The sequence below is a fragment of the Stenotrophomonas sp. 115C5 genome, assembly GCF_056861055.1.
In genome coordinates, this window is the sequence record NZ_JBSPUQ010000013.1 from 1 (window position 1) to 23,463 (window position 23,463).

Sequence of the window (23,463 nt, forward strand, 5' to 3'; positions counted from 1 at the left end):
CTTGCGGCGTCCCCCGCGAACCCACCCCGCCCGGCCAAGCGCGGCTTTTGCTTTTGCTTTGCACGACCACCCCCACCCACGAGGGGCTGCGCCGTTCGCCGGAACCTACGCCGAAGGCGCCGGCTTCTGCCGAAGCAGGCTGACCGCCAGGCCGCCCACTACCAGCACACCCAGACCCAGCAACGCCCACAGCAACCACGACTTCCAATCATGCTGCGGCTTCAGCGCCGCGTCGCCGGCCAGCGGCTCAGGGCTGCCTTCCAGTCGTGCCAGCGTCGGCTGCCACGACGGGTCGTTGCGCAAGCGCAGTTCCTCGATCAGCACGCCAATCGGCGCCTCCGTGCGGCGCGCGCTCGAGCTGCCCACCGCCAATGCGTAGGGCGCCGCGCCCTGGCTCAGGAATACCAGTACTTCGGGCTGGTAACCCAGGCGCAGAGTCGGTGCGGTGGCCGTTTCGGCGGGGTTCGCCACCAGCTTCCAATAGCGATCCCGATGCACGCCGCCCAGCGGCTGCGCGGCCGATTGCTGCCGTTGGCCCTGCGCGCCCTGCTGCAGCTGATAGGCAATCCACGGCGCACTGCGGCGCTGCCATTCCGCGCTCTGGTCATCGCGGCTGAACAATGTCCACTGCACCAGGCTGTTGTCGGTGCTGGCCACGTCGGCACGTGCCGCCGGGAAGCGGCCATCCATCTCGAAGGTGTATTCGCCCTTGCCCTTCGAGGTCGGTTCCAGCGACAACCATTCCCACGGCAGTGTGGCCGGTGCCGGCGGCAGCTCGGCCAGTACGCTGCGCAGCGTCGGCAGACGCGCATCGCCTTGCGCCAGCACGCGCAGATAGCGTGCTTCACCATCCACCTGCAGGCGGCGCTGCAGCAGGCGCTTGCCGGCGCGCTGCAGATCCACCAGCGGAATGTCGCGGCCAATCGCACGCCAGTGCTGCAGGTCGTCGCTGACGTCCAGCTGCACCTGAGCCTGCAACGGCTGGCCACTGTCGGCCCAATCCAGTACCAGGGCCGCCAGCGGCTGCTGGCCCAGCACACTGGCGTCGATCAGCCAGCCACCCTGCCCGCTCGCCGCCGCACCACCACTCACGCGGGCTTCCACGCGACGCACACGGCCATCGGTATCGCGCTCGGTCAGCAACTGCAGGTCGTTGCGCTGTGCTTCGGCCAATGGCGGCAACGCGAACCACGGCAGCTCACGCTGCACCGGCGGCTGCGCCAGCGGCTGATCCGGCGCCAGCAAGGCCGACGGCAACGATTGGCCGGCGGCATTGAACACCTGCACATCGCCCAGGTCCGCACTGCCGGCGCGACGGTAGATCGCCGGTTCCAGCACAACACGGTAGGCACCCGATTGTGCGCTGGACAACGTCAGCGGCCACTGTTCGGCGTACTGGGTACGGTAATCGGCGGCCTGTGCGGTGACGGCGGCCAGCATGCCGAACATCGCCGGCAGCAGCGCCCTGCTCCACGTCTTCATTGTTTTTCCTCCACGGTCGGCGCCGCGCTCGGCGGTGCCGGTGCCAGATACCCCACGACCGTGCACAGCAGGCCGTAGGCGATGAACGATGCGATACCCAGCAGGTTGCCCAGGTGCTGGCGATCGATGAGTACCAGCTTGGCCAGCACCACGCCCATCAGCACCGCACCCACCATCCACAGCACGCGCTGGCCGCGGCGCGAACCCCAGACCCAGGCGATCACGCCGAGCACGCTCCACAGCACGGTCAGGCTGGTCTGCGCCAGGCTGGAACGCATCATCGACGAACTCCACGACAGGCCGCCCCACTGATGCACGCCGTGCAGCACCAGGCTGGTCAGCGCGACGAAGGTGGCCAATGCCAACAGCGGCAGCCGGATCTTCACCAGTGCCTGCGGCGCCTGCCCGCTGTACAGCCAGCGCGCCAGCAGCGCCAGGCTCAACCACTGCCCCAGCTCGGCCGGGTTCAACACCGGCAGCCACAGCAGCGGCGCTGCGTCACCCGGCAGCAACTGGCCGAACAGCCAGCCTGCGGACAGCAGGCCGAACAGCACGCACTGCAACGGCAGGCGCACGCTGTCGAAGGCAGCCCCCAACGGCCAGCGCAGTGCATTCCAGCGCCACAACGACAGCGCCGCCATCAGCAGCCACGGCAGCGTGAACAACAGCAGCGTCCAGCCCTGTGCCAGCCCGGCCTCGCCGCCGCCCCACAGGGCCAGCAACGAAAGCAGCGACGGCCACAGCAGCCACCACAGGAACTGCGCGATGCGTGCCACGGTGTTGCCGCCCTGGCGCAGGCACAGCAACGTACGTACGCCCAGCGCCGCAAACACCGCCCAGGCCAGTGCGCCATAGCCGGCGAACGGCTGCTGGTGCGCATCGCTCTGCATCAGCGCCAGCGGGAAGCCCAGGGCCAGCATCGCCAGTGCGGTTACGCCCAGCGCGCGTGCCGGCTGGCGGCGCTGCATTTCAGCCGCCAGCCAGGCCGTGGCCGCGACCAGCACCAGCAACGCATCGGCCTGCGTGCGGTGCGGGAAGAAGCGGAAGATCTCGTGCACCAGGCCGCCCAGCCACCACAGCAGGCCCCACAGGTAGTAGACCAGTGCGATCTCATGGCGCTCCCTGCGCTGGTAACTCCATGCCGAAGCGAAACCGGCAATGGCCAGCAGCAGTGCACCGATGGCGGTCGGGTTGAGCAGGAAGCGTGCGTCTTCGAGCCAGTGGTCGGCGCCGGCCACAAAGGCGAACGCAGCACCGATCTGCAGCAACGCGCCGGACACCTGCGGCAGCCAGCGTTTCTGGCGCAGGCCCAGCCAGGCCAGGCCCGCACCTTCCAGCGCGAACACCGCGCCGGTGGCACGCGCAGACAATGCCAGCGGCACCGCCAGCGTGGCGAAGCCCACCGCCAGCACCGCATGCGACTGCGCCAGCACGCTGTATGACGCGCGCGCGATCAGTGCCCGCGCCAGTACGGCGTAGATCGCCGCCAGGCCCAGTGCGCACAGCGCCAGCGTCATCGGCTGCTCGTGCAGCATGCCCGCCTGCATCGAGAAGGCGACCAAGGGCGTGCCGAACACCAGGCTGCCGTCGACCAGGTCACGTCGCCCGGCGGGCTGCCGGCGCGCGTACAGCAGCGGGATCAACAGGTAGAAGGCGAAGAACAGCAGCAGGAACGGCTCGGTGCTGCTGAACTTGTCCGGCGCGTACTGCAACACGCCCCAGAACGTGCCGATGCCGAAGGTAAAAGCGAAGCCAAGCAGGTTCAGCGCACGCCACGGACGGAACCAGGCGATGGCGAAGATGCCAGCGTTGAGCACCGCGTAGTAGCTGAACAGACCCACGTGGTTGCCACTGCCGGTGGACAGCCACAGCGGTGCCATGAAGCCGGCGAGAATGCCCAGCACCGCCAACGTGCGCGAGTTCTGCACCACCGCCAGCACGCACAGGCCAGCCACCAGCGCGATCGAACTGGCGAAGGCAAACCCGGGGTTGAGCAGCTCGAACCGTTTGAAGGCGGCGAAGATGGTCAGCAGCAACACGCCAATGGCACCGCCCTGCAGCGCCAGTGCGAACAGGCGCCGACGCTCACGCTGGTGCCAGCCGAACGCCAGCAGGCCCAGCGCACCCACGGTGACACCGGCCAGGCGCAGCTCGATCGGCAGCACCAGCCAGCCCTGGTCGCTGACGTACTTCAACAGCGCGGCAACACCGGCCAGCAGCACCAGCATGCCGATCTTGACCGGCACGTTGCCCTCGGTGAACCAGCGCTTGACCGCTCCGATGCCGCGCTCGATGAAGTTGGGCAGCGCCGGCTCGGAAGGCAACGGCGGCTGCAACGGCGCGTGTGGCACCGGCGGTGGTGCGACCGGGCGCGGCACCTCCGTTGCTGCAGGCACCACTTCGCGCACCGGCGGCGGCGTTGGCTGGGGCGGAGGCGGTGCGGCAGCCGCCACCGGCCGCAGGAACGGCGGATCGGCGCCGGCGGCAGGCATGGGCGCAGCCCGTTCTGGCGCAGACTCGGCTGTAACCGGGCGGGCGGCCGGCGCGGCGGCCAGGGCACCTTCCAGCGCGGCCACACGGCGGCGCAGGCCGGCAATCATCACCAGCGCCACCACCAACAGCAGCGGAATGGCCAGCAGAACCAGTACCACCAGGGCGATCAATGCTTCCATTGCATGCTTCCATTGCAATCCCGCGCCCCAGCGGCAGCGGTCGACCGGCCCATGCTACGACAGGGCTGGCCCCATAAACGACGAACCCCGGCCAGGCCGGGGTCCGCGTGCGATCTTGGCCGGCCTTACTTGGCGGCGACGACCTTGGCCATTTCCAGGCACTTGTTCGAGTAGCCCCACTCGTTGTCGTACCAGGTGACCAGCTTGACGAAGGTGCCGTCCAGGGCGATGCCGGCCTCGGCGTCGAACACCGAGGTGCAGGTCTCGCCGCGGAAATCGGTGGCCACGACCTTGTCTTCGGTGTAGCCGAGGATGCCCTTCAGCGGGCCTTCGCTCTGTGCCTTCACTTCAGCGCAGATCTCGGCGTAGGTGGCTTCCTTTTCCAGCTCGACGGTCAGGTCGACCACCGACACGTCCGAGGTCGGGACGCGGAAGCTCATGCCGGTCAGCTTCTTGTTCAGTTCCGGAATGACCACGCCGACGGCCTTGGCCGCACCGGTGGACGACGGAATGATGTTTTCCAGGATGCCACGGCCACCGCGCCAGTCCTTGTTGGACGGGCCATCGACGGTCTTCTGGGTGGCAGTAGCCGCATGCACGGTGGTCATCAGACCACGCTTGATGCCCCACTTGTCATTGATGACCTTGGCCAGCGGGGCCAGGCAGTTGGTGGTGCACGAAGCATTGGAGACGATCGCCTGGCCGGCGTAGGTCTTGTCGTTCACGCCGTAGACGAACATCGGCGTATCGTCCTTCGACGGGGCCGACATGATGACCTTCCTGGCGCCGGCATCGATGTGCTTCTGCGCGGTTTCCTTGGTCAGGAACAGGCCGGTGGACTCGATCACCACGTCCACGTCCACTTCGTTCCACTTCAGGTTGGCCGGGTCGCGTTCCTGGGTCAGGCGGATCTTCTTGCCGTTGACCAGCAGGTCGTTGCCCTGCACCGCCACGTCGGCCTTGAAACGACCGTGCACGGAGTCGTACTTGAGCATGTACGCCAGATAGTCCGGCTCCAGCAGATCGTTGATGGCCACGATTTCGATGTCGTCGCCGAAGTTCAGCACCGCCGAGCGCAGGACGTTACGCCCGATGCGACCGAAACCGTTGATACCAACCTTGATTGCCATGTTCTCAAGCTCCTGCGGCCGCGACGGGTGCGGCGGGATGGATAGGGCCCACAAGTCTAGCAAACCGGGGCTGGCCACCGCGGGCCAGCCCCGGCGGGCAGCGGGCCGGCAGACAGGATTTGATCCGGATCAAAGCGTTAGCGCGATGTGAGGCCGAAACTGGCCACATCCACCCAGCAACGAGATCACCCCCATGCGCAAGCCCTCCCCCCTGATCGTGGCCAGCCTGGCCGCCGCCCTGTCGCTCGCCGCCGCCCCGGCCATGGCCCAGTCCAAGGGCGACTGGACCCTTTCCGCCGGCGTGCACCAGGTGGCCCCGAAGTCGAACAACGGCTGGCTGGCCAACCACACGCTGAAGGTCGACGTCGACAACGACGTCAAGCCGACCATCACCGGTGAGTACTTCATCGCCGACAACCTGGGCATCGAAGTGCTGGCCGCGCTGCCGTTCAAGCACGACATCAACATCAATGGCCTGGGCCGCGTGGGCAGCACCAAGCAGCTGCCGCCGGTGGTGACCGTGCAGTACCACTTCAACAGCAAGGGCAAGGTGTCGCCGTTCATCGGTGCGGGCGTGAACTACACCACCTTCTTCAGCGAAGACACCACCGGTGCGCTGAAGGACAGCCGCCTGAAGCTGCAGGATTCGTGGGGCCTGGCCGCGCATGCGGGCGTGGACTTCGCGATCGGCGAGAAGGGCGCGCTGCGCGTGGACATGCGCTGGATCGACATCGACAGCAAGGTGAAGTTGAACGGCGAGAAGATCGGCACGGTCAACATCGATCCGCTGGTCTATGGCGCTTCGTACGTCTTCAAGTTCTAAAGCGGTGTGTTGAGCGCGGGGGCTTCGCCCCCGCTCCCCCGCCGCACGCAAAACCCTCGCAGCATGTTGCCCCGGTGATTGCCGGGGCTTTTTTGTGCCTGGGACTGAAGCGGTTCCGGAGCTGGGGCAAGGCGGGGAGCCTGCACATCCGAGGCGTAATGGTTGCCTGCAATTGCAGAAGGCGGATTTTGATCCTGCATTTGTTTTTGATGTTGCCTTTGACGTTTGCATCCGCCTTCGCGGTCATGTTGGATGGGGCTGCAGGGGCAGGCGCTGCGGGACCGTCCGCGGCATGGATGCCGCGGCCGAGCTTACAGGGACGTACTTGCAGCGTGTCCCGCAGCGCCTGCCCCTGCAGCCAGCCCCAAGCAGACAGGAACGCGCCGCTCTTCAATCCACCTACCCCGCTAGAATGTGCGCATGAAAGCCCTGCACTCCCTGTTCCTCGCCGCCGCCCTGGCGCCGGCCCTGCTGTCCGTCTCCGCCCCCGCACATGCCTGGGGCGCGCAAGGCCACCGCCTTGTCGCCGAAGTCGCCGACGCCCGCCTCAACCCCGCCGCCCGCGCCGAAGTGGACCGCCTGCTGGCCACCGAACCGGACGCCACGCTGGCCAGCATCGCGCCGTGGGCCGACCAGCTGCGCGCCAAGGACCCGGGCCTGGGCCGCCGCTCGGCCGGCTGGCACTACGTCAACATCGCCGAAGACAACTGCCATTACGAAGCACCGAAGCACTGCAAAAACGGCAACTGCATCGTCGAGGCCCTGAAGGCACAGAGCGCCATCCTCGGCGATCGCAGCCTGACCGACGGCGAGCGCCTGCAGGCGCTGAAGTTCGTGGTGCATCTGGTCGGCGACATCCACCAGCCGATGCACGCCGGTTACGCCCACGACAAGGGCGGCAACGATTTCCAGCTGCAGTTCGGCAACCGCGGTACCAACCTGCACTCGCTGTGGGACAGCGGCATGCTCAACACCCGCAAGCTGGACGACGCCGGCTACCTGCCGGTGCTGCAGAGCCAGCGCGCACCGAAGCTCGCGCGCCAGTCCAACCCGCAGCGCGACCCGCAGACGTGGGCCGAAGCCAGCTGCCGCATCTCCATGCAAGCTGGCGTTTATCCGGCCACGCGTAAAATCGGTGACGAGTACACCGAGCGCTACCGGCCGCTGGCCGAAGCGCAGCTGCGACTGGCCGGTGAGAACCTGGCGCAGTTGCTGAACCGCGTGCTCGGCACGCGCTGAGGAGAGTTCCGATGTCGGTCCAGGTGCAGTCGTTCTTCCACCGTGACAGCAACACCTTCAGCTACCTGGTCAGCGACCCGGCCAGCGGCGAGGCGGCGCTGATCGACCCGGTCCTGGACTACGACCCGGATACCGACGCCAGCAGTGAAGCGCCGTTGCATGCCGCGTTGCAGGCCATCGAACAACAGGGCCTGCAGCTGCGCTGGCTGCTGGAAACCCATGCCCACGCCGACCATGTGTCGGCCGGGCGCCGGCTCAAGCAGCGCTTCCCGCAGGCCACGCTGGCCATCGGTGAAGGCATCCGCGCGGTGCAGGCCACGTTCGCACCGCGCTATGGCCTGCAGCTTCCCGCGGCCGATGAGATCTTCGACCACCTGTTCAGCGATGGCGAGACCTTCGCTTTGGGTGAACTGCGCTGCCAGGTGATCGCCGTGCCCGGCCACACCAGCGACAGCATCGCCTATCTGATCGACAATGCGCTGTTCACCGGCGACTCGCTGTTCATGCCTGACGGCGGCACTGCCCGCTGCGACTTCCCGGGCGGCGATGCGGCGCAGTTGTACCGCTCGATCCAGCGCCTGCTGGCCCTGCCCGATGCGACGCGCGTGTTTGTCTGCCACGACTACGGCCCCGGTGGCCGCGGGTTCGCCAACGAAACCACCATCGGCGAACAGCGCGCGCACAACATCCACGTGCACGACGGCGTGGCCGAGGCAGAGTTCGTCAGCGTGCGCCAGGCCCGCGATGCGACGCTGGAAGAACCGAAGCTGATGCAGCCCGCAGTGAAGGCCAACATCCAGGGCGGGGCCTGATCCACGCCGCTGCGCCCGCCGGGCATGGCCCGGCGCTACCCCGGTCATCGCGAGCGATCATTTTCCCTGCGTGCGCACCACGTGCTGGCCCTTCACGATCTCGAAGGTAAAGGCATATTGCAGGGTGACGGCCACCGGCTCGACACGCTCGGCGCCCCGGCAGTCACCGCGATTGGCAGGCACCTTGCCGGCCGCGAAGTGGCAGACCGCTGCGGACGAGTACTTCCACATCGCCACGGCTTCCTGCGCTGCCTGCAGCAGGGGCGCATTCTCGCCCGCAGCACCTGCCGCGCACTCCGGGCGATCGGTCAATGGCAGGCTGCGCTCGACGTCGCCGTTGGCATCAACCACCACCTGCAGGCAGATGGTGGTCGGCGCCAGTTCCGCACGCGGGTCGCGATCACCGACCTCCGGGTCCGGTGCCGCGTACAGTTGCGGCATCCGGTAGCCCTCGGTCGCACCCAGCGAATACACCTGCAGCTGCCCACTGCCGCCGCCCGCCTGCGGCTGCAGGCGCTGGTGACCGACATTCTCGCTGCGGGTATCGACGGTGGTCAGGCGATCCTGGGTTGCACACCCCACCAGCAGCGCCGCCATCATCAACAGCGGCGCGGACTTCACTTCGCGTCCTCGGTGTCATCCATGGCGTAGGTGATCGGAATGCGTACGGCACCGGCCACCGGCTTGCCGTTCTTCACCGCGGGACGATAGGTCCAGCTGCGCGCGGCGGCGATGGAGACGGCGTCGAACACCCCCGGATTGGTCGCACTGAGTACCCGCACATCGGTCGGATGGCCCTGTGCATCCACTTCCACGCGCAGGTTCACCACGCCTACCTGACGCTGCTCGATCGCAGATTTCGGATAGGACGGTGGCGGCATCTTGTCGACCTGGATCTCCCGATCCATGACGGGTGCTGCCGGGCCAGCCTCCACAGCCCCCTGGCTGGCCCATGCCACCGCTCCCATCCCCACGCACAACCCGACCACCAGCACCTGCCCGGACACCCACGGCAATGCCTTCCGCTTGGACTGCTTCAACATGGCGATACGCTCCTTCAACACGGGTTGGCTGCGCCAATGGCAGACCGCGGGCGCAACCGGGTGGACCAGCTGCGCCTTCAGCAGCGTGCTGGCATACAGGCCGCGCAGCGAAGGCTGCGGACCGATGGTGCGGGCATCGCAGGCCAATTCCTGATCGCGCAGGAAGCGGCGTGCGGCCCATGGCAGCAGCGGGTGGAACCAGAACACCGCGCGCGCCAGCAGCAACGCGCCGTTGGCCCAGTGATCGCCATGGCGGCGATGGCTGCGCTCGTGCTGCAGGATCAGCCCCTGTTCCTGTGCGCTGAACTGCTGGTCGAATGCCGGGCCGACCACGATGCGCGGCCGCCACAGGCCAACCAGCGCCGGCAGGCCGGGGTCGCCGCTGGCCTGCCAGCTGCCATCGGCACGCCGCTTCAGTGGGCCCATCCGTCGTTCGAAACGACGCTGTGCGCGCAGGTCGCGCAGCAGGCACAGGCCCGTGCCCAGTGCCCACAGCACCAGCAACAGACCGGCCCATGGCAACGACGGCCCGTTCAGGGCATCGATGGCACCGGGCATCACTTTCAGCGGCAGCGTGGGTACCTGCTGCAACAACGCAACCTGCGGCAACGGCAGCATCAGTGCCACCAGCAGCATCGGCAGCAGCCACCAACTGCGGTAGGCCAGCCCCGCGCCTCCCATCCGCAGCAGCAGCGGTCGCATTACCGCCAGCAGGACCGCGCCCACCGCCAGCCACAGGCTGGCCTGCCACAATCCGTCGAGCAGCTCAGTCATGGTCCAGCTCCCGGATCAGCTTCTTCAGTTCGGCGATGTCCTGCGCGCTCAACTGGCCGCGCTCGCTGAAGTGCGCGACCAGCGGCGCCACGCGCCCCTCGAAAACACGCCCGATGAAGTCCTGGCTCTGCGCCTCTACCCATGCCTGGCGCTGCAGCAGCGGCCGGTACAGGTAGCGCCGGCCATCGCGCTCGGCAGCGATCGCGCCCTTGGTCAGCAGGCGGTTGAGCAGGGTCTTGATGGTCGGCTCGGCCCAGTCGCGGTGGGCCAGCGCGGCCACCACGTCATCGGCGCTACGCGGTGCCTGCTGCCACAGCACCTCCATCACAACGGCTTCGGCTTCGCTGATCGGGGTCATGGTTTACATCCGTAATCGACAGCCCGATTACGCGCGTAATCGAATCGCCTGTCAAGCCCCTCTACTCCAGGTTCATCGCACGTGCGCCAGCATCGGTTCCTCCCGCCCCAGGCCCTGGATGAAAGCGCTGCCCAAGAAGGATTTCCCGGTCGAGCAGGCCCGCCGCTTGCTCGAACCCGGCCCGATCGTGCTGGTCAGTACCGCGTGGCAGGGCCAGCGCAACCTGATGACGATGGGCTGGCACATGGTGATGGGCTTTTCGCCGTCGCTGGTCGCCACCTACCTGTGGAATGAAAACCACAGCCATGCACTGGCCGTCAGTAGTGGCGAGTGCGTGATCAACGTGCCCGGCGTGGAGCTGCTCGATACCGTGGTCGACATCGGCAACTGCAGCGGCCGCGAGGTCGACAAGTTCGTGCGTTTCGGGCTGGATGCAGTACCTGCGCGCGAGGTCGGCGCGCCGCTGGTCGGGCAATGCCATTCCTGCTTCGAATGCCGTCTCTACGACGACAGCCAGGTGCAATCGAGCAACCTGTTCATCTGGGAAATCGTGCGTGCACACGTGGCGCCACGGCCGAAGCTGCCGCGCACGGTGCACTACCGGGGCGATGGGCAGTTCATGGTGTCCGGCGCCGAAGTCTCGCGTCGACGGCGGTTCAAGCCCGACATGCTGTAATGCCAGCACTCCCCCACACGCAGGACCGCCGCGCATGACCGAACACCTCACCGACCTGGACGCCGCCGTCGACTGGTTGTTTGCGCGCGTGGACGGGCCGCTGCGGATCGGAGCACCGCTGGCACTGGGCAAGCCACACCGGTTGCTCAATGCCCTGTACGCACGCGTCGAGCACGACCCTTCGCGGCCGCTGCAGCTGTATACCGCGCTGTCGCTCAACCCGCCGAAGGCGCGCGGCAACGGTCTGGAAGCGCGCTTCATGGCACCGTTCGCGCAGCGCCATTTCGGCGACGATTTCCCGCGCCTGGCCTATGCCGATGCGATCGCGCGCGACGCGTTGCCGGCACATGTGCAGGTGGAAGAGTTCTACATGCAGTCCGGCGCCCTGCTCGGTTCGCGGCAGGCGCAGTCCAGCTACACCAGCCTGAACTACACCCACGCCGCCGATGCGGTGGCGCAGCGCACGCCGCAGGTAATCGTGCAGAAGGTGGCGATGCGGCCGGATGACCGCCGGCTGTCGTTGTCGTGCAACAACGACATCACCCAGGACACGCTGGATGCGATGACCGCGCGCGGCCTGCCGCGCCCATTGATGATCGCCGAGATCGATCCGCAGCTGCCCTATCTGGGCGGCTCGGCGACGGTCGATGTGTCGTTCTTCGATCTGGTGATCACCCCGCCGCCGCCGTACCCGGCGCTGTTCGGGCTGCCGCGGCAGCCGGTCGGCGATGCCGACTACGCCATCGGCCTGTACGCCAGCACGCTGGTGCGCGACGGCGGCACCCTGCAGATCGGCATCGGCACGCTGGCCGACGCGCTCAGCCATGCACTGGTGCTGCGCCACACCGACAACGCGCGCTACCGCCGCGTGCTGCATGCGCTGGATCCGCAGCTGGCCAGCCACCCGCTGGTGCAGGAGATCGGCGGGCTCGATCCGTTCGAAGTGGGCCTGTACGGCTGCAGCGAGATGCTCAACGAGGGCTTCCGGCGGCTGGTGCAGACCGGGGTGATCAAGCGCAAGGTGCATGACGACCTGGCGCTGATGCAGCGCATCGAAAATGGCAGCACGCTGTCCATCGACCACGCCACCCTGGCCGCCGAAGGCGAGTACCTGCACGGTGCGTTCTACCTGGGCTCGCCAGAGTTCTACGAGTGGCTGCGCACGCTGCCGGAAGACGAATGCCGTGCAATCGGCATGCGCCGCATCAGCGAGATCAACCAGCTGTACGGCGGCAACGAGACGCTGGAGCGCCTGCAGCGCCGCCATGCGCGCTTCTTCAACTCCTGCATGATGGCCACCGCGCTGGGCGCGGCGGTGTCGGATGCGCTGGACGATGGACGCGTGGTGTCTGGCGTGGGCGGCCAGTACAACTTCGTGGCGATGGCACATGCCCTGCCGGAAGCGCGCAGCGTGCTGATGTTCCGCGCCGCGCGCGATGACAAGGGCCAGCGCGAATCGAACGTGCGCTGGAACTACGGGCACACCACCATCCCGCGCCACCTGCGCGACATCTACCTCAACGAGTACGGCATCGCCGACCTGCGCGGACTGACCGACGAGGACTGCGTGCATGCGATGACCGCGATCACCGAAGCCCCGTTTCAGGGCGATCTGCTGCAGCAGGCACATGCCGCGCGCAAGCTGCTGGCGGCGTCCCCGCCCGACCCGCAGCGCCTGCAGCGCAATACGCCGCAGGCATTGGCGGCAGCGCTGGCACCGTTCCGCGCCGATGGCAGCCTGCCGGACTATCCGTTGGGCAGCGACTTCAACGAGATCGAGCAGGTACTGGTGAAAGCGCTGGGTTGGCTGAAGGCCAACACGCAGACCCGCGGCGACAAGCTGCGTACCGTCTGGGCAGCGTTGCGGCAACCGGCCGGCGACGGCGATGCGGTGTACCTGCAGCGCATGGGCCTGCAGGCTCCGACGGATTTCGCAGAGCGCCTGGACGCGCGACTGCTGCGCCTGGCGCTGGCACGCACTGCCTGAGAAAAGGGGACGGAGGGGATCAAGTCGTTCATGCACAGACGACTTGATCCCCTCCGTCCCCTTCTTTATTCATGCATGGCGCGGATCTACTGTCCGATCCTCACTGCATCCTCAAGATACAGGCGGGCAATGGGCGGATGCTCTCGATGCTCGACCTGCCACAGGTCATAGGCCGCCTGCATCGCCAGCCACATACGAGCACTGCCGAGGCCCGCAAGTTCAAGACGGTACGCGAGTTCAGCAGAGATGCCGGCGTGCCCGTTGATGATGGTCGACAGCTGTCCACGGGAATAACCAAGGTGCTGCGCCAGCGCACTGATGGACATGCTGATCGCCGGCAGGATGTCTTCGCGCAGCGATTCTCCTGGATGCGGCGGATCATGCAACGGCATCGAGCAGACTCCTAGTGGTAATCAAGGTAATCGACCAGTTCGACGTCGAGCCCACGAAAGCGGAACACCAATCGCCAACTCGCCGAGACATTCACAGCCCAGTAGCCGCTATAGCTTCCGTGCAGGGGATGCAGGCGATTTCCGGGCAGCCCCATGTCTCCAGGCAGCCGGGCTTGATCCAACTGCAGAAGCAAACGCCGCAACCGAACCACATGGTCGGCACGGACTCCGGAAATGTCGCCCCGCTCATAGAGCGCCTTCAGGCCCTTATGCCTGAAGCTGACGATCATGCAGCACCAGTGTAAGGCCACACCTTACACTCCGCAAATCCAGTATAGGTTTCTGCGCCGCGCTTGTTGACCATTTTTACTATTGAGGTTGTCTCGGCAGACTCTCCTTTTCGCAAGGAACGCAGGCCAGATGAAGAGGCCAACGCGACAGCGGCGCCGTCGGGCGGAACACGCCGTCCCCTTTTCTCGTCCACGCATGGCGTGGATCTACCCAGGAAAACGAGAAAGGCCGGCGTGCGCCGGCCTTTCCTTCATCACGCTGCGATGCTGCTTACAGCGCCTTGGCCGCTTCCACCACGTGGGCGGTGGTGATGCCGAAGTGCTTGTACAGCTGGTCGGCCGGGGCCGAGGCACCGAAGGTGTCGATACCGATCACCGCACCGTCCAGGCCAACGAACTGGCGCCAGAAGCCGGTCACGCCGGCTTCCACGGCCACGCGCTTGCGCACGGCGTTCGGCAGCACCGATTCACGGTAGGCCGCATCCTGGCGCAGGAACACGTCGGTGGACGGCATCGAGACCACGCGGGTCTTGAGGCCGGCCGCATCCAGCTGGGCCTTGGCTTCAGTGGCCAGCGAAACTTCCGAACCGGTGGCGATCAGGATCACGTCCGGAGTGCCGGCGGCATCGGCCAGCACGTAGCCACCGCGCTCGATCTGGGCGATCTGCTCGGCGTTGCGCGGCTGGTGCGGCAGGTTCTGGCGGCTGAACACCAGGCAGCTCGGGCCGTCCTGGCGGGTGATTGCGGCCTTCCAGCTCACCGCCGACTCGACCGCATCGCACGGGCGCCACACGTCGTTGTTCGGGATGTAGCGCAGCGAGGCCAGATGCTCCACCGGCTGGTGGGTCGGGCCATCTTCGCCCAGGCCGATCGAATCGTGGGTGTAGACGTGGATGGCGTGGGCCGGGATCAGCGCGCTCATGCGCACGCCGTTGCGGGCGTAGTCGCTGAACACCAGGAAGGTGGCATCGAACGGAATGAAACCACCGTGCAGGGCCAGGCCGTTGGCGATGGCGGTCATGCCGAACTCGCGCACGCCGTAGTACACGTAGTTGGCGTTGGCGTCGTCGCTGGCGACCGACGTGCTGCCCTTCCACAGGGTCAGGTTGGAGTGCGCCAGGTCGGCCGAGCCGCCGACGATTTCCGGCAGCAGCGGGGCGTAGGCTTCGATGGCCAGCTGCGAGGCCTTGCGCGAGGCAATCGTCGGGCCTTCAGCCGCCACCTGGGCGATGTAGGCATCGGCCTTGGCAACGAAGTCGGCCGGCAGCTCGCCATGCGAACGGCGGGTCAGTTCGGCGGCTTCGCCCGGGTACTGGCTGGCGTACTTGTCGAACAGCTGTTCCCACTCGGCCTGGCGCAGGGTGCCGGCGCCATTGGCACGCCAGCCGTCGTAGATCGCCTGCGGGATCTCGAACGGACCGTATTCCCAGCCCAGCTGCTTGCGGGTGGCTTCCAGCTCGTCCTTGCCCAGCGGTGCGCCGTGGCTGGATTCCTTGCCTGCCTTGTTCGGCGAACCAAAACCAATGGTGGTGCGGCAGCAGATCAGGGTCGGCTTGTCGCTCTGCGACAGCGCGGCCTCGATGCCGGCCTTGATGCTTTCCGGGTCGTGGCCATCGACGTCACGGACCACGTTCCAGCCATAGGCTTCGAAACGCTCCGGGGTGTTGTCGGTGAACCAGCCCTCGACGTTGCCGTCGATGGAGATGTGGTTGTTGTCCCAGAAGCAGACCAGCTTGTGCAGGCCCCAGGTACCGGCCAGCGACGCCGCTTCATGCGACACGCCTTCCATCAGGCAGCCATCGCCCATGAACACCCAGGTGCGGTGGTCGACCACTTCCAGCTCCGGGCGGTTGAAGCGCTGTGCCAGCAGCTTCTCGGCCAGAGCGAAGCCCACGGCATTGGCGAAACCCTGGCCCAGCGGGCCGGTGGTGGTTTCCACGCCCGGGGTCTCGTGGCGTTCCGGGTGACCGGCGGTGTGGCTGCCCAGCTGGCGGAACAGCTTCAGCTGCTCGATCGGCAGGTCGTAACCGCTCAGGTGCAGCAGCGCGTACTGCAGCATCGAACCGTGGCCGTTGGACAGCACGAAACGGTCGCGGTTGAACCAGTGCGGATTGCTCGGGTTATGGCGGAGGTAGTCGTTCCAGAGGACTTCGGCGATGTCGGCCATGCCCATGGGCATGCCGGGGTGGCCGGACTTTGCGGTTTCAACCGCATCGGCGGCAAGGAAGCGGATGGCGTTGGCCAACTGGCGACGGGTAGGCTGCGTCATGGTTCTGTCGGAATCGGGAGGCGGCCGCGGACGTGCGGGCGGCCTATTGTCCCATAGTCGCCGGGCGGGGGGTCGGTTCACCTTGCCCGGTCGTGCCGGCCGCTGGCCGGCAGCGTCGTGATCTCTGCCGGATTCCGCATGTGAAAAGGGGCCGGATCCCTTTCCTTGCGGAAAGGGATCCGCCCCCGATCAGGTCACCGGCAGTGGCTCCGGACTCAGTCCTGCTGCGGGCCCAGCACCGGGCCATCGTGGGACTCGCCCTTGGCCACCAGGGTGGTCAGGGCCAGGTCGCCGGTCACGTTCAGGGCGGTACGGCACATGTCCAGGAAGTGATTCACGCCCAGGATCAGGCCGATGCCCAGCGGGTTCACGCCCACCATCGCACAGATCATCGCCACCACCGGCAGCGAGCCCGACGGCACGCCGGCCGTGCCGATGCCACCGAGGATGCAGACCGCCATCACCATGATCTGCTGGCCGATGCTCAGGTCCACGCCAAAGAACTGGGCCAGGAAGATCACCGTCACGCCCTCGAACAGCGCAGTGCCGTTCTGGTTGGCGGTGGCGCCCACGGTCAGCACGAAGCGCGACACGCGCTGCGGCAGGCCCATCTGGTCGGCCACGCGCAGCGCGGTCGGCAGGGTGGCGTTGCTGGAGGCGGTGGAGAACGCCATCACCGTCGCTTCCTGGGTATCGCGGAAGAACGACAGCGGCGAGCGGCCGGACAGCCACACGGCGGTGCCGTAGGTCACGATCATGTGCAGGCCCAGCGCCAGCACCACCACGCCCACGTAGGCGCCCAGGCGGATGATCAGCTCGAAGCCGAACAGCGCGGCCAGGTTGAACATGAAGCAGGCCACCGCATACGGGGCCAGGCGGATGACCAGGTTGATCAGGGTCATCGAGATTTCGAACACGCCTTCGATGGCGCGGCGCAGCGGTGCGACCTTCTCGTTGTCAGTCAGCACCATGCCGATGCCGAACATCAGCGCGAAGAACATCAGCGACAGGATCGCGCCGTTGTCAGACGCCGCCTGCAGCACGTTGCTCGGCACGATCGACAGCAGCATGTCCATGCCCTTCGGCGTGCCGTGGATGCCCGCAACGATTTCCTTGCTGCGCTCTGCGTTCTCCGACAGCATCATCGCGGCGACCTGCGGGTCGACGCCGGCGCCCGGCTTGAGCAGGTTGACCAGCACCAGGCCGATGCTCACGGCAATGCCGGACAGCAGCACGGTATACGCCAGGGTCTTCCAGCCGATGCGGCCGAGGGCGCGGATGTCGCCCATCTCCGACACGCCCATGATCAGCGCCGAGAAGATCAGCGGCACGATCAGCATGAAGATCAGGTTGAGGAACAGGCCCGACGCCGGGGTGGTGATGTAGTCCATTACCCACTTGGCACCGGCCTGCAGACCATCGACGCTGCCACCCAGGGCGTGCACGATCAGTCCCAGGATCAGGCCGATCGCAAAGCCGATGCCCATCTTCCAATGCAGGGGCAACTTCTTCTTGTCGGCAGCAGCTGCTGTCATGCGCGGGTTTCCTCGAAAAATGAATGCACTCTAACAAAGCGCGCAAGCGGCGCCGGTTCAGGTTCGCCGCGGTGGATACAGCGGCGCCAGGCCAGTGTCAGCGGTGATCGCCGCCGCCGACCAGTGCGGTCCGTCACGGAAGACCTCGCGCAGGCGCGTGCGCAGCGGCGCCAGATCACCCTGCCCGCCCCAGCGGGCCTGCTGCAGGTCCTGCAGCACCTGGCGCTGGGCCGGGTCATCCAACCGCGCGATGACCTGCTCGATGCGTTCAACGCTGGCCATCGCGCACAGCTGAGCTTCTACCTGATCGAAGCCTTCACCATCCAGCGCGCGGCGCAGTTCGGCCAGGCCGGCACGTCCAGTCGCCACAGCCGGCACAGCCCCCCTGCCCGCCTCAGGCGACGCCACGCGCGGGCGACGGCCACGCTGCCAGCCCCACAACAGGGTCAGCAGCCACAGCAGCGCCAGACCGATGGCGGCGCCCATCCACGGCCACGGACGCTCGGCCAGGCCGCTGGCGCGCGGATCGGTGGCCGCGATACGACTGTCCTGGCCATCGCCCCCCGGCAGCGCAGCATCGGTGTCGATCGGCGGCAGCGGCGCAGGTGAAGCACTGCCACCGCCATTACCGGCTGCGACGGCGAGTGTCAGGTCCGGCAGCTTCGCTTCCTGTGGCTTGCCATTGCGCACGTCCCACCACGGCAGGCGCGGCCCCGGCACCACCAGCGAACCCGGCTGGCGCGGCACGATCGAGTAACGGCGGGTGATCTTCAGCCGCGGCGTGCTGCCGTTGAAGGTCTCTTCGTACTGCGCCGGTTCGGCGAACACCTGCGCGGCGCTGCCAACGTCGGGCACCGGCAGGTCGGTGAACTGCGCGCGGGTGGCACCGTCGGCAATCGCCTCGACCACCACGTTGGCCGCCTCACCGGTACGTGCGCTGGTCGGTGCACTGGTGTAGCGCAGCTGCAGGCCCTGCAGCGGCAGCCACGGCTGCGGCGCCTGTGCCGGCTGTGCCTGTACCTGCAACGTGCGGTCGGCGCCGGTGGCATTCATCCGCCCGTCGCCGCCGCCAAAGAAGTCGTCGAAGAAGCCACCGGCACTGCGCCCACTGAAACGCGCACCGGCCAGCCGAAGTGCACCGCTGCGCTCAGGAATCAGCAGGAAGCGCCGTTCGACCACGTTGTAGCGGCGGCCGTTGACCTGCCGCACATCGGTGCGGTCATCGCCCACCCGCTGCAACGACGCACCTGCCGGGGTATCCAGCACCAGTTCGCCGGAGGCCAGCTGCGAGGCGAAATACAACCGCACCACCACGCCTACGCTCTGCTGCACATACGGCGTCTGGTCATCGACAACGGTTTCGATGAAGGCCACCGCGTTGCTGTCGGGGCCGGCCACGGCAGCGGCATCCACCTGCAGGGTCAGCGGCGCGGTACGCACGCTGCCCACCTGCAGGCCCGGCACCACCAGTGCACCGCTACGCCGCGGCGTGAGTGCCACGCCATACAGATTGCGCTGCTGCATGCTGCCATTGCTCCACTCCACCTGGCGGCTGCTGGTCTGGCCGCTGAGATCGAAGTCGGTACGCAACGGCGTGAAGTCTGGTGCGCCCTGATCGCTCTCGACATTGAGGGTGACCGTCTCACCCATCGCAATGCGGTCGCGGTCCAGCCACGCGCGCGGCTGCGCCCAGGCCAGCATCGGCAGCCACAGCAGCAGTGCCGCCAGTACCTGCAGTGGCCAGCGCCCGTGCATGTTGATCGCCCGCGTCATCGCCCTTCCCTCTTCCTGCGTTCGTTTTCCAGCTGGAACTTGGCCCGCAGCAGTGCGCCCGGATCATCCGGCACGCGCCGCATCCATGCCTCCACCGCCTGTTGCTCCTCGCGTTGGCGCGGGGTGCTGCCGTCACTACCCGGCACGGGCTTGCCATCCTGTTCGCCCTTGCCTTCACGTGCCTGCTGCATTGCCTGCTGCATGCGCTGGCGCTGCTGCTCATCCGCCTGGGCCTGCGCCTTGGCATCCTCCACCTGTGGTGGCGCCTGCTGTCCATCGCGGCCACGCTCGCCGGGCTGCGGGCTCGACGGGTTCTTGTCGTCACCGGGCTTGGGCTGCCCGTGCTGGCCCGGTTGCGGCTGGCCCTGGCCGGGATTCTGCTGGCCCTGCTGCGGCTGCTGGCCTTGGGGATTCTGCTGCCCCTGGCCGTTCTGCGGTGGCTTCTGCTGCCCGTTCTGCGGTGGTTTCTGCTGATCCTGGCCTTTGCCACCCGACTGCTTGCGCTTGCGCGCGGCATCGACCACGGCACGGTTGGCGACCGCGTCGGCCATGCCGGGATGCAGTGCCAGCGCGCGGTCGTAGGCGGCAATGGCTTCGTCGTAGTTGCCTTGGCGGGCCAGTGCATTGGCCAGGTTGTACCAGCCCGCATCGCTGTCGATGCCCTCGAACTGCTTGCGGGCACTGGCGAAATCGCCATTGCGGTACGCCTGCGCACCTTCGGCCAGACGCTGGTGCTGCACCTGGTCGGCGCGCTTCCACAGTGTGCCCTGCGCTGGCGGTGAAGCCGGCACGGCGGGTGCCTGCGCCTGCACATCACTCATCCACGGCAGCAGGCCCACCGCCAGCACCGCCGCCAGCAGCGCGCGGCGGCGGAAGGCCAGCAGCGCCAGCAGCATCACCGGTGGCAGCAGCCAGAACCCTTCATCACGCCAGTGCTTGCCCTCGCCGGGCCGCTGCGCCGCAGTACCTTCGCGTGCATCCAGTACACCCAGTGCGCGCAGATCACTGTCATCGGCGGCGATGCGTGCATAACGGCCACCACCGGCGGTAGCCACCGCACGCAGGCTGCCTTCATCCAGCGCAGCCTGGCGGATCTGCCCACTGCCATCCCGGTACGCCGCACCGGCAGCTGTGCCCAGGCCCAGTACCGACACCTGCAGGCCGAGGCTGCGCGCCTGCGCGGCGGCCAGTGCCGCTTCATCATCCGCCTGATCGCTCACCAGCAGGATCTGCCCCCGCAATGCCCCGATCTGGCGCATCAACCGCGTCGCCCAGTCGATACCGCGGTCGGCACGCTGGCCGTCACGTGGCATCACATCGGGCGACAACGCGTCCAGATACAGCGCAACGTTGCTGCCGTCGTCGGTCAGCGGCGCCACGGTGTAGGCATCCTCGGCGTAGACCACCAGGCCCACCTGTCCGCCCTGGCGGGCACGCAGCAGCTCACCCACTTTCGCCCGCGCCTGCAGCAGGCGCGACGGCGGCAGATCGGTGGCATTGATCCGGCTGGACAGATCCAGCACGACCAGCAGCGGTGCGCTGGCCTGGAACATCGGCTGTGCCTGCTGGCGCCAGCTCGGCCCGGCCATGGCCAGCGAGGCCAGCGTCCAGCCCAGCAGCACGGCCCAGGGCAGGCGTGCACGGCGGCGCGTGCCCGCAGCCAGCAGATGCGGCAACAGGTGGGCATCGACCGCTGTCCGCCACACATCGCTGCGCCGCTGCCGGTACAACGCCAGCGCGAGGATCAGCGGCAATGCCAGCAAGGCCCACAGCCATTCCGGGCGCAGGAAATGCAGCGCATTCCAGTCGGGAAGATGGGATGCCAACGCGATCATCGGCGGCGCTCCGGCCACACCCATGCCAACGCACCCAGCAACAACGCCAGGCCCAACGGCCAGGCATAGCGCTCCTCGCGCGGCCGCAGGCTTGGCCCCTTCGCCGCGATCGGCTCCAGCCGGTCCAGTTCGGCGTAGATGCCGGCCAGCTGCGCGGTATCGCGGGCGCGGAAGAACTGGCCGCCGGTCATACTCGCGATCTTCTTCAAGGTGGCCTCATCGACCGGATCCTGGTCGGCGGAAATGGGAATGCCGAACAGGCGCATGCTGCCATCGCCACCAAACGCGACGGTGTGGATGCGTACACCTTCGGCACGGGCCACTTCCGCCGCACGCAGCGGTTCAAGCACGCCGGCGTTGCTGACGCCATCGGTCAGCAGGATCAGCACGCGCTGTCCCTCGGGTTGGCTGCGCAGGCGTTTCACTGCCAGGCCGATGGCATCACCGATGGCCGTCTCGCGCCCGGCCAGGCCGACCACGCTGTCGCGCAGCTGGTCGCGCACGCTGGCCAGATCGGCAGTAAGCGGCGTAAGCGTGTAGGCGCGGTCGCCGAAGATCAGCAGGCCGATGCGATCACCGGCACGACGATCAAGGAAATCGGCGAGCACGGCCTTGGCCGCGGTCAGGCGATCCACCGCCTGCCCGCCCAGCACCATGTCGCCCTCGCCCATGCTGCCGGACACGTCCATTGCCAGCATCATCTGCCGGCCCTGCTGCGGCGGGGTGATGGCCTCGCCCAACTGCTGCGGGCGCGTGAGCGCGATGCACAGCGCGCACCAGCCCAGCCACAACAGCAGCGTGCGCAGCCACGACACATCGACGCGGCCGCCACCGGCCAGCGCTTCCAGTTCCGTCGCTGCATAGGGCACGCGCAGTGCAGCGCCGGGGTCGGCACGACGCTTCCACCAGCGCATCAGCAACGGCAACGGCAGCGCCAGCAGGGCCAGCGGCCACGCCAGCTGCAGGTCCGGCCATGGCCAGTAACTTGCCAGCAGGTTCATCGGCGGCGCTCCAGCAGCATGGCCAGGTAGCGCTCGCGCGCCCAGCTGCGCAGCGCCGCCACATCGTTGGCGTCCACTCGTGGGCGATAGGCACCTTCCGCCAGCAGGCTGCGATGTGCCGCGGGCAGCGTGCCTTCCGGATCCACGCGCTGCCACCAGGCGTCATCGCGCAGGGATTCACTGCCGGGCTGTGTCTGGCGTGCGGCGCGACGCAGCAGCCCTGCGATCGCCGCCAGTTCGGCAGCCGCATCGGCGGTGGTTGCCAGCTCCTGATCAAACACCTGCAACCAGCGTTGGCGGCGTCGGCGGCGCTGCCACCACAGGAAGGCCATCGCCACCAGCAACAGCAGCACCACGCCGCCGATCATCAGATAGCCCGGTGCCGGTGGCCACCATGATGGCGCCGGCGGCAGCTGCACATCGCGCAGCGGCAGGTTCGCGCTCATGCCGGCACCTCGGTGGGGGATGGTGCCAGCCAGGCATCGCTGGGCGCATCGGTGGACAGCACCTGCACATCGACGCGACGCGCTCCCAGCTGGCGCCGCAGTTCCTGCAGCGGTTCGACGAAGTGGGCCTGCCAATGAGCCTGCACCTCGCTGCGCCGCAGGTCGAGGCCGATGCGCTGTTGCAGGGTCTGGAACTGCAGCGCGGCCGACGGAGGCTGCAGTTCCAATGGATCGACCAGCAGCACCAGGCTGAGGTCATGGTGCTGGGCCAGCGCACTCCAGCGCGCAGGCGGAATACGGATGGCCTGCTGCGGATCGGCCAGCACCAGCACACGTGCACCCGGGCGCAGGACGCGACCGGCATGGTCCAGCGCGCGTTCCAGGCCAAGGTCATCGGCCGGGGGCTGCGCATACCAGCGGGTGAGCGCATCCAGCACGCGCAGCACGCCGCGCGGGCCTCCTGCCGGTGCGATCGGTGGTTCACGGTCGCTGCCACGCAGGGCACCGATGCGATCGCCACGACGTTGCGCCGACCACGCGGCGACGGCGCCTGCACGTGCGGCCTGCACCGATTTGAAGCGCACGCGGGTGCCGAAGTACAGGGCCGGCGAGGTATCGGCCACGATCAGGCTGACCCGCTCGCGTTCGGCCTGGAACAGTTTGGTGTGGGCACGACCGGTCCGTGCGGTCACCCGCCAGTCGATATGCCGCGCATCATCACCGGCCACGTACTCGCGTGACTCGGCATATTCCATGCCACGCCCACGCAGCGGTGACGGCGCCTGCCCGGCATTGCCGGCACGGCCACGGCGTGGCGGCGGCGGACGCTGTGCAAGCCGGCGCAAGGCCACCAGTTCGGACAGCTGCGGGCGCAGCCCGTCACCGTCGCTGACGGAAGAGGCGTGGTGCAGGGATGGATCGGTCAT

Annotated in this window: 20 protein-coding genes; 5 read left to right on the forward strand and 15 right to left on the reverse strand. The window is 67.5% G+C overall.

The annotated features are described in order from the left end of the window. Nucleotides 1-105: 105 nt before the first annotated feature. The 3 genes from AC13FN_RS14860 to gap form a co-directional block, all read right to left on the reverse strand. Nucleotides 106-1,482, reverse strand: a complete 1,377-nt coding sequence (locus tag AC13FN_RS14860; protein WP_197646897.1) for a DUF3999 domain-containing protein — start codon at nucleotides 1,480-1,482, stop codon at nucleotides 106-108. After that, nucleotides 1,479-4,154 carry a DUF2339 domain-containing protein gene (locus tag AC13FN_RS14865; RefSeq protein ID WP_482984706.1) on the reverse strand — a complete coding sequence of 892 codons (2,676 nt, stop codon included), beginning with the start codon at nucleotides 4,152-4,154 and terminating at the stop codon, nucleotides 1,479-1,481. Before AC13FN_RS14865 ends, AC13FN_RS14860 begins: the two co-directional genes overlap by 4 nt. A gap of 125 nt (nucleotides 4,155-4,279) precedes the next feature. Continuing rightward, the gene (gap, locus tag AC13FN_RS14870) at nucleotides 4,280-5,284 is read right to left on the reverse strand and encodes a type I glyceraldehyde-3-phosphate dehydrogenase (RefSeq protein ID WP_010484083.1); all 1,005 of its coding nucleotides are present in this window, start codon (nucleotides 5,282-5,284) and stop codon (nucleotides 4,280-4,282) included. A 193-nt stretch (nucleotides 5,285-5,477) separates the two neighbouring features. On the opposite strand from gap, the gene AC13FN_RS14875 reads away from it, so the two are divergent. The 3 genes from AC13FN_RS14875 to AC13FN_RS14885 all read left to right on the forward strand — a co-directional run bounded on the left by AC13FN_RS14875 (nucleotide 5,478) and on the right by AC13FN_RS14885 (nucleotide 8,158). Beyond that, on the forward strand, nucleotides 5,478-6,107 hold the full coding sequence (locus AC13FN_RS14875; protein WP_125873918.1) for an OmpW/AlkL family protein: 630 nt from the start codon (nucleotides 5,478-5,480) through the stop codon (nucleotides 6,105-6,107). Nucleotides 6,108-6,527: 420 nt separating this feature from the next. Beyond that, nucleotides 6,528-7,346 carry a S1/P1 nuclease gene (locus AC13FN_RS14880; RefSeq protein WP_180836360.1) on the forward strand — a complete coding sequence of 273 codons (819 nt, stop codon included), beginning with the start codon at nucleotides 6,528-6,530 and terminating at the stop codon, nucleotides 7,344-7,346. A gap of 11 nt (nucleotides 7,347-7,357) precedes the next feature. Continuing rightward, nucleotides 7,358-8,158, forward strand: coding sequence for an MBL fold metallo-hydrolase (locus AC13FN_RS14885; RefSeq protein ID WP_049437099.1), 801 nt, complete (start codon nucleotides 7,358-7,360; stop codon nucleotides 8,156-8,158). A 57-nt stretch (nucleotides 8,159-8,215) separates the two neighbouring features. Here AC13FN_RS14885 and AC13FN_RS14890 read toward each other — a convergent pair whose 3' ends face one another. From AC13FN_RS14890 to AC13FN_RS14900, 3 genes are read right to left on the reverse strand one after another with little or no spacing between them, the layout of a single operon-like run. Next, the gene (locus AC13FN_RS14890) at nucleotides 8,216-8,779 is read right to left on the reverse strand and encodes a hypothetical protein (RefSeq protein ID WP_010484079.1); all 564 of its coding nucleotides are present in this window, start codon (nucleotides 8,777-8,779) and stop codon (nucleotides 8,216-8,218) included. Then, entirely contained in the window at nucleotides 8,776-9,975 is a 1,200-nt protein-coding gene (locus tag AC13FN_RS14895; protein WP_482984707.1) for a M56 family metallopeptidase, read from the reverse strand. The genes AC13FN_RS14890 and AC13FN_RS14895 overlap by 4 nt, the downstream gene beginning before the upstream one ends. After that, a complete protein-coding gene (locus AC13FN_RS14900; RefSeq protein ID WP_049437105.1) occupies nucleotides 9,968-10,333 on the reverse strand; it encodes a BlaI/MecI/CopY family transcriptional regulator in 366 nt (121 codons plus the stop codon). Before AC13FN_RS14900 ends, AC13FN_RS14895 begins: the two co-directional genes overlap by 8 nt. 118 nt (nucleotides 10,334-10,451) lie before the next feature. Between AC13FN_RS14900 and AC13FN_RS14905 the strand changes: the two genes are divergently transcribed. Both AC13FN_RS14905 and AC13FN_RS14910 read left to right on the forward strand, forming a co-directional pair. Further along, nucleotides 10,452-11,009, forward strand: a complete 558-nt coding sequence (locus AC13FN_RS14905) for a flavin reductase family protein (RefSeq protein WP_482984708.1) — start codon at nucleotides 10,452-10,454, stop codon at nucleotides 11,007-11,009. Between the two features lie 34 nt (nucleotides 11,010-11,043). Then, nucleotides 11,044-12,996 (forward strand): acetyl-CoA hydrolase/transferase C-terminal domain-containing protein, encoded by a 1,953-nt coding sequence (locus AC13FN_RS14910; RefSeq protein ID WP_482984709.1) that lies wholly within the window; start codon nucleotides 11,044-11,046, stop codon nucleotides 12,994-12,996. Between the two features lie 86 nt (nucleotides 12,997-13,082). On the opposite strand, the gene AC13FN_RS14915 is transcribed toward AC13FN_RS14910, so the two are convergent. The 9 genes from AC13FN_RS14915 to AC13FN_RS14955 all read right to left on the reverse strand — a co-directional run bounded on the left by AC13FN_RS14915 (nucleotide 13,083) and on the right by AC13FN_RS14955 (nucleotide 23,463). Beyond that, a complete protein-coding gene (locus tag AC13FN_RS14915; protein ID WP_010484074.1) occupies nucleotides 13,083-13,388 on the reverse strand; it encodes a HigA family addiction module antitoxin in 306 nt (101 codons plus the stop codon). Nucleotides 13,389-13,399: 11 nt separating this feature from the next. After that, on the reverse strand, nucleotides 13,400-13,678 hold the full coding sequence (locus AC13FN_RS14920; protein ID WP_482984710.1) for a type II toxin-antitoxin system RelE/ParE family toxin: 279 nt from the start codon (nucleotides 13,676-13,678) through the stop codon (nucleotides 13,400-13,402). Between the two features lie 271 nt (nucleotides 13,679-13,949). Then, nucleotides 13,950-15,947: a transketolase gene (gene tkt / locus AC13FN_RS14925; RefSeq protein ID WP_049437110.1), complete on the reverse strand. Its 1,998-nt coding sequence runs from the start codon at nucleotides 15,945-15,947 to the stop codon at nucleotides 13,950-13,952. Nucleotides 15,948-16,162: 215 nt separating this feature from the next. Continuing rightward, nucleotides 16,163-17,482 (reverse strand): dicarboxylate/amino acid:cation symporter, encoded by a 1,320-nt coding sequence (locus AC13FN_RS14930; protein WP_482984711.1) that lies wholly within the window; start codon nucleotides 17,480-17,482, stop codon nucleotides 16,163-16,165. Between the two features lie 57 nt (nucleotides 17,483-17,539). Next, on the reverse strand, nucleotides 17,540-19,255 hold the full coding sequence (locus tag AC13FN_RS14935) for a BatD family protein (RefSeq protein ID WP_482984712.1): 1,716 nt from the start codon (nucleotides 19,253-19,255) through the stop codon (nucleotides 17,540-17,542). Next, entirely contained in the window at nucleotides 19,252-21,090 is a 1,839-nt protein-coding gene (locus tag AC13FN_RS14940) for a tetratricopeptide repeat protein (protein ID WP_478415244.1), read from the reverse strand. The genes AC13FN_RS14935 and AC13FN_RS14940 overlap by 4 nt, the downstream gene beginning before the upstream one ends. After that, nucleotides 21,087-22,091 carry a vWA domain-containing protein gene (locus AC13FN_RS14945; protein WP_019338744.1) on the reverse strand — a complete coding sequence of 335 codons (1,005 nt, stop codon included), beginning with the start codon at nucleotides 22,089-22,091 and terminating at the stop codon, nucleotides 21,087-21,089. The genes AC13FN_RS14940 and AC13FN_RS14945 overlap by 4 nt, the downstream gene beginning before the upstream one ends. Beyond that, the gene (locus AC13FN_RS14950; protein ID WP_049481677.1) at nucleotides 22,088-22,537 is read right to left on the reverse strand and encodes a DUF4381 family protein; all 450 of its coding nucleotides are present in this window, start codon (nucleotides 22,535-22,537) and stop codon (nucleotides 22,088-22,090) included. Before AC13FN_RS14950 ends, AC13FN_RS14945 begins: the two co-directional genes overlap by 4 nt. After that, on the reverse strand, nucleotides 22,534-23,463 hold the full coding sequence (locus AC13FN_RS14955) for a DUF58 domain-containing protein (protein ID WP_049461750.1): 930 nt from the start codon (nucleotides 23,461-23,463) through the stop codon (nucleotides 22,534-22,536). Before AC13FN_RS14955 ends, AC13FN_RS14950 begins: the two co-directional genes overlap by 4 nt.

Excerpts from the sequence above, each read along its gene's own strand:
- AC13FN_RS14935 (WP_482984712.1), bottom strand. The coding sequence starts at position 19,255 with ATGACGCGGGCGATCAACATGCACGGGCGCTGGCCACTGCAGGTACTG.
- AC13FN_RS14940 (WP_478415244.1), bottom strand. The coding sequence starts at position 21,090 with ATGATCGCGTTGGCATCCCATCTTCCCGACTGGAATGCGCTGCATTTC.
- AC13FN_RS14930 (WP_482984711.1), bottom strand. The coding sequence starts at position 17,482 with ATGACAGCAGCTGCTGCCGACAAGAAGAAGTTGCCCCTGCATTGGAAG.
- AC13FN_RS14880 (WP_180836360.1), top strand. The coding sequence starts at position 6,528 with ATGAAAGCCCTGCACTCCCTGTTCCTCGCCGCCGCCCTGGCGCCGGCC.
- tkt (WP_049437110.1), bottom strand. The coding sequence starts at position 15,947 with ATGACGCAGCCTACCCGTCGCCAGTTGGCCAACGCCATCCGCTTCCTT.
- AC13FN_RS14915 (WP_010484074.1), bottom strand. The coding sequence starts at position 13,388 with ATGCCGTTGCATGATCCGCCGCATCCAGGAGAATCGCTGCGCGAAGAC.
- AC13FN_RS14860 (WP_197646897.1), bottom strand. The coding sequence starts at position 1,482 with ATGAAGACGTGGAGCAGGGCGCTGCTGCCGGCGATGTTCGGCATGCTG.
- AC13FN_RS14895 (WP_482984707.1), bottom strand. The coding sequence starts at position 9,975 with ATGACTGAGCTGCTCGACGGATTGTGGCAGGCCAGCCTGTGGCTGGCG.
- AC13FN_RS14945 (WP_019338744.1), bottom strand. The coding sequence starts at position 22,091 with ATGAACCTGCTGGCAAGTTACTGGCCATGGCCGGACCTGCAGCTGGCG.
- AC13FN_RS14955 (WP_049461750.1), bottom strand. The coding sequence starts at position 23,463 with ATGACCGATCCATCCCTGCACCACGCCTCTTCCGTCAGCGACGGTGAC.
- AC13FN_RS14920 (WP_482984710.1), bottom strand. The coding sequence starts at position 13,678 with ATGATCGTCAGCTTCAGGCATAAGGGCCTGAAGGCGCTCTATGAGCGG.
- AC13FN_RS14910 (WP_482984709.1), top strand. The coding sequence starts at position 11,044 with ATGACCGAACACCTCACCGACCTGGACGCCGCCGTCGACTGGTTGTTT.
- AC13FN_RS14865 (WP_482984706.1), bottom strand. The coding sequence starts at position 4,154 with ATGGAAGCATTGATCGCCCTGGTGGTACTGGTTCTGCTGGCCATTCCG.
- AC13FN_RS14905 (WP_482984708.1), top strand. The coding sequence starts at position 10,452 with ATGAAAGCGCTGCCCAAGAAGGATTTCCCGGTCGAGCAGGCCCGCCGC.
- AC13FN_RS14900 (WP_049437105.1), bottom strand. The coding sequence starts at position 10,333 with ATGACCCCGATCAGCGAAGCCGAAGCCGTTGTGATGGAGGTGCTGTGG.
- gap (WP_010484083.1), bottom strand. The coding sequence starts at position 5,284 with ATGGCAATCAAGGTTGGTATCAACGGTTTCGGTCGCATCGGGCGTAAC.
- AC13FN_RS14950 (WP_049481677.1), bottom strand. The coding sequence starts at position 22,537 with ATGAGCGCGAACCTGCCGCTGCGCGATGTGCAGCTGCCGCCGGCGCCA.
- AC13FN_RS14885 (WP_049437099.1), top strand. The coding sequence starts at position 7,358 with ATGTCGGTCCAGGTGCAGTCGTTCTTCCACCGTGACAGCAACACCTTC.
- AC13FN_RS14875 (WP_125873918.1), top strand. The coding sequence starts at position 5,478 with ATGCGCAAGCCCTCCCCCCTGATCGTGGCCAGCCTGGCCGCCGCCCTG.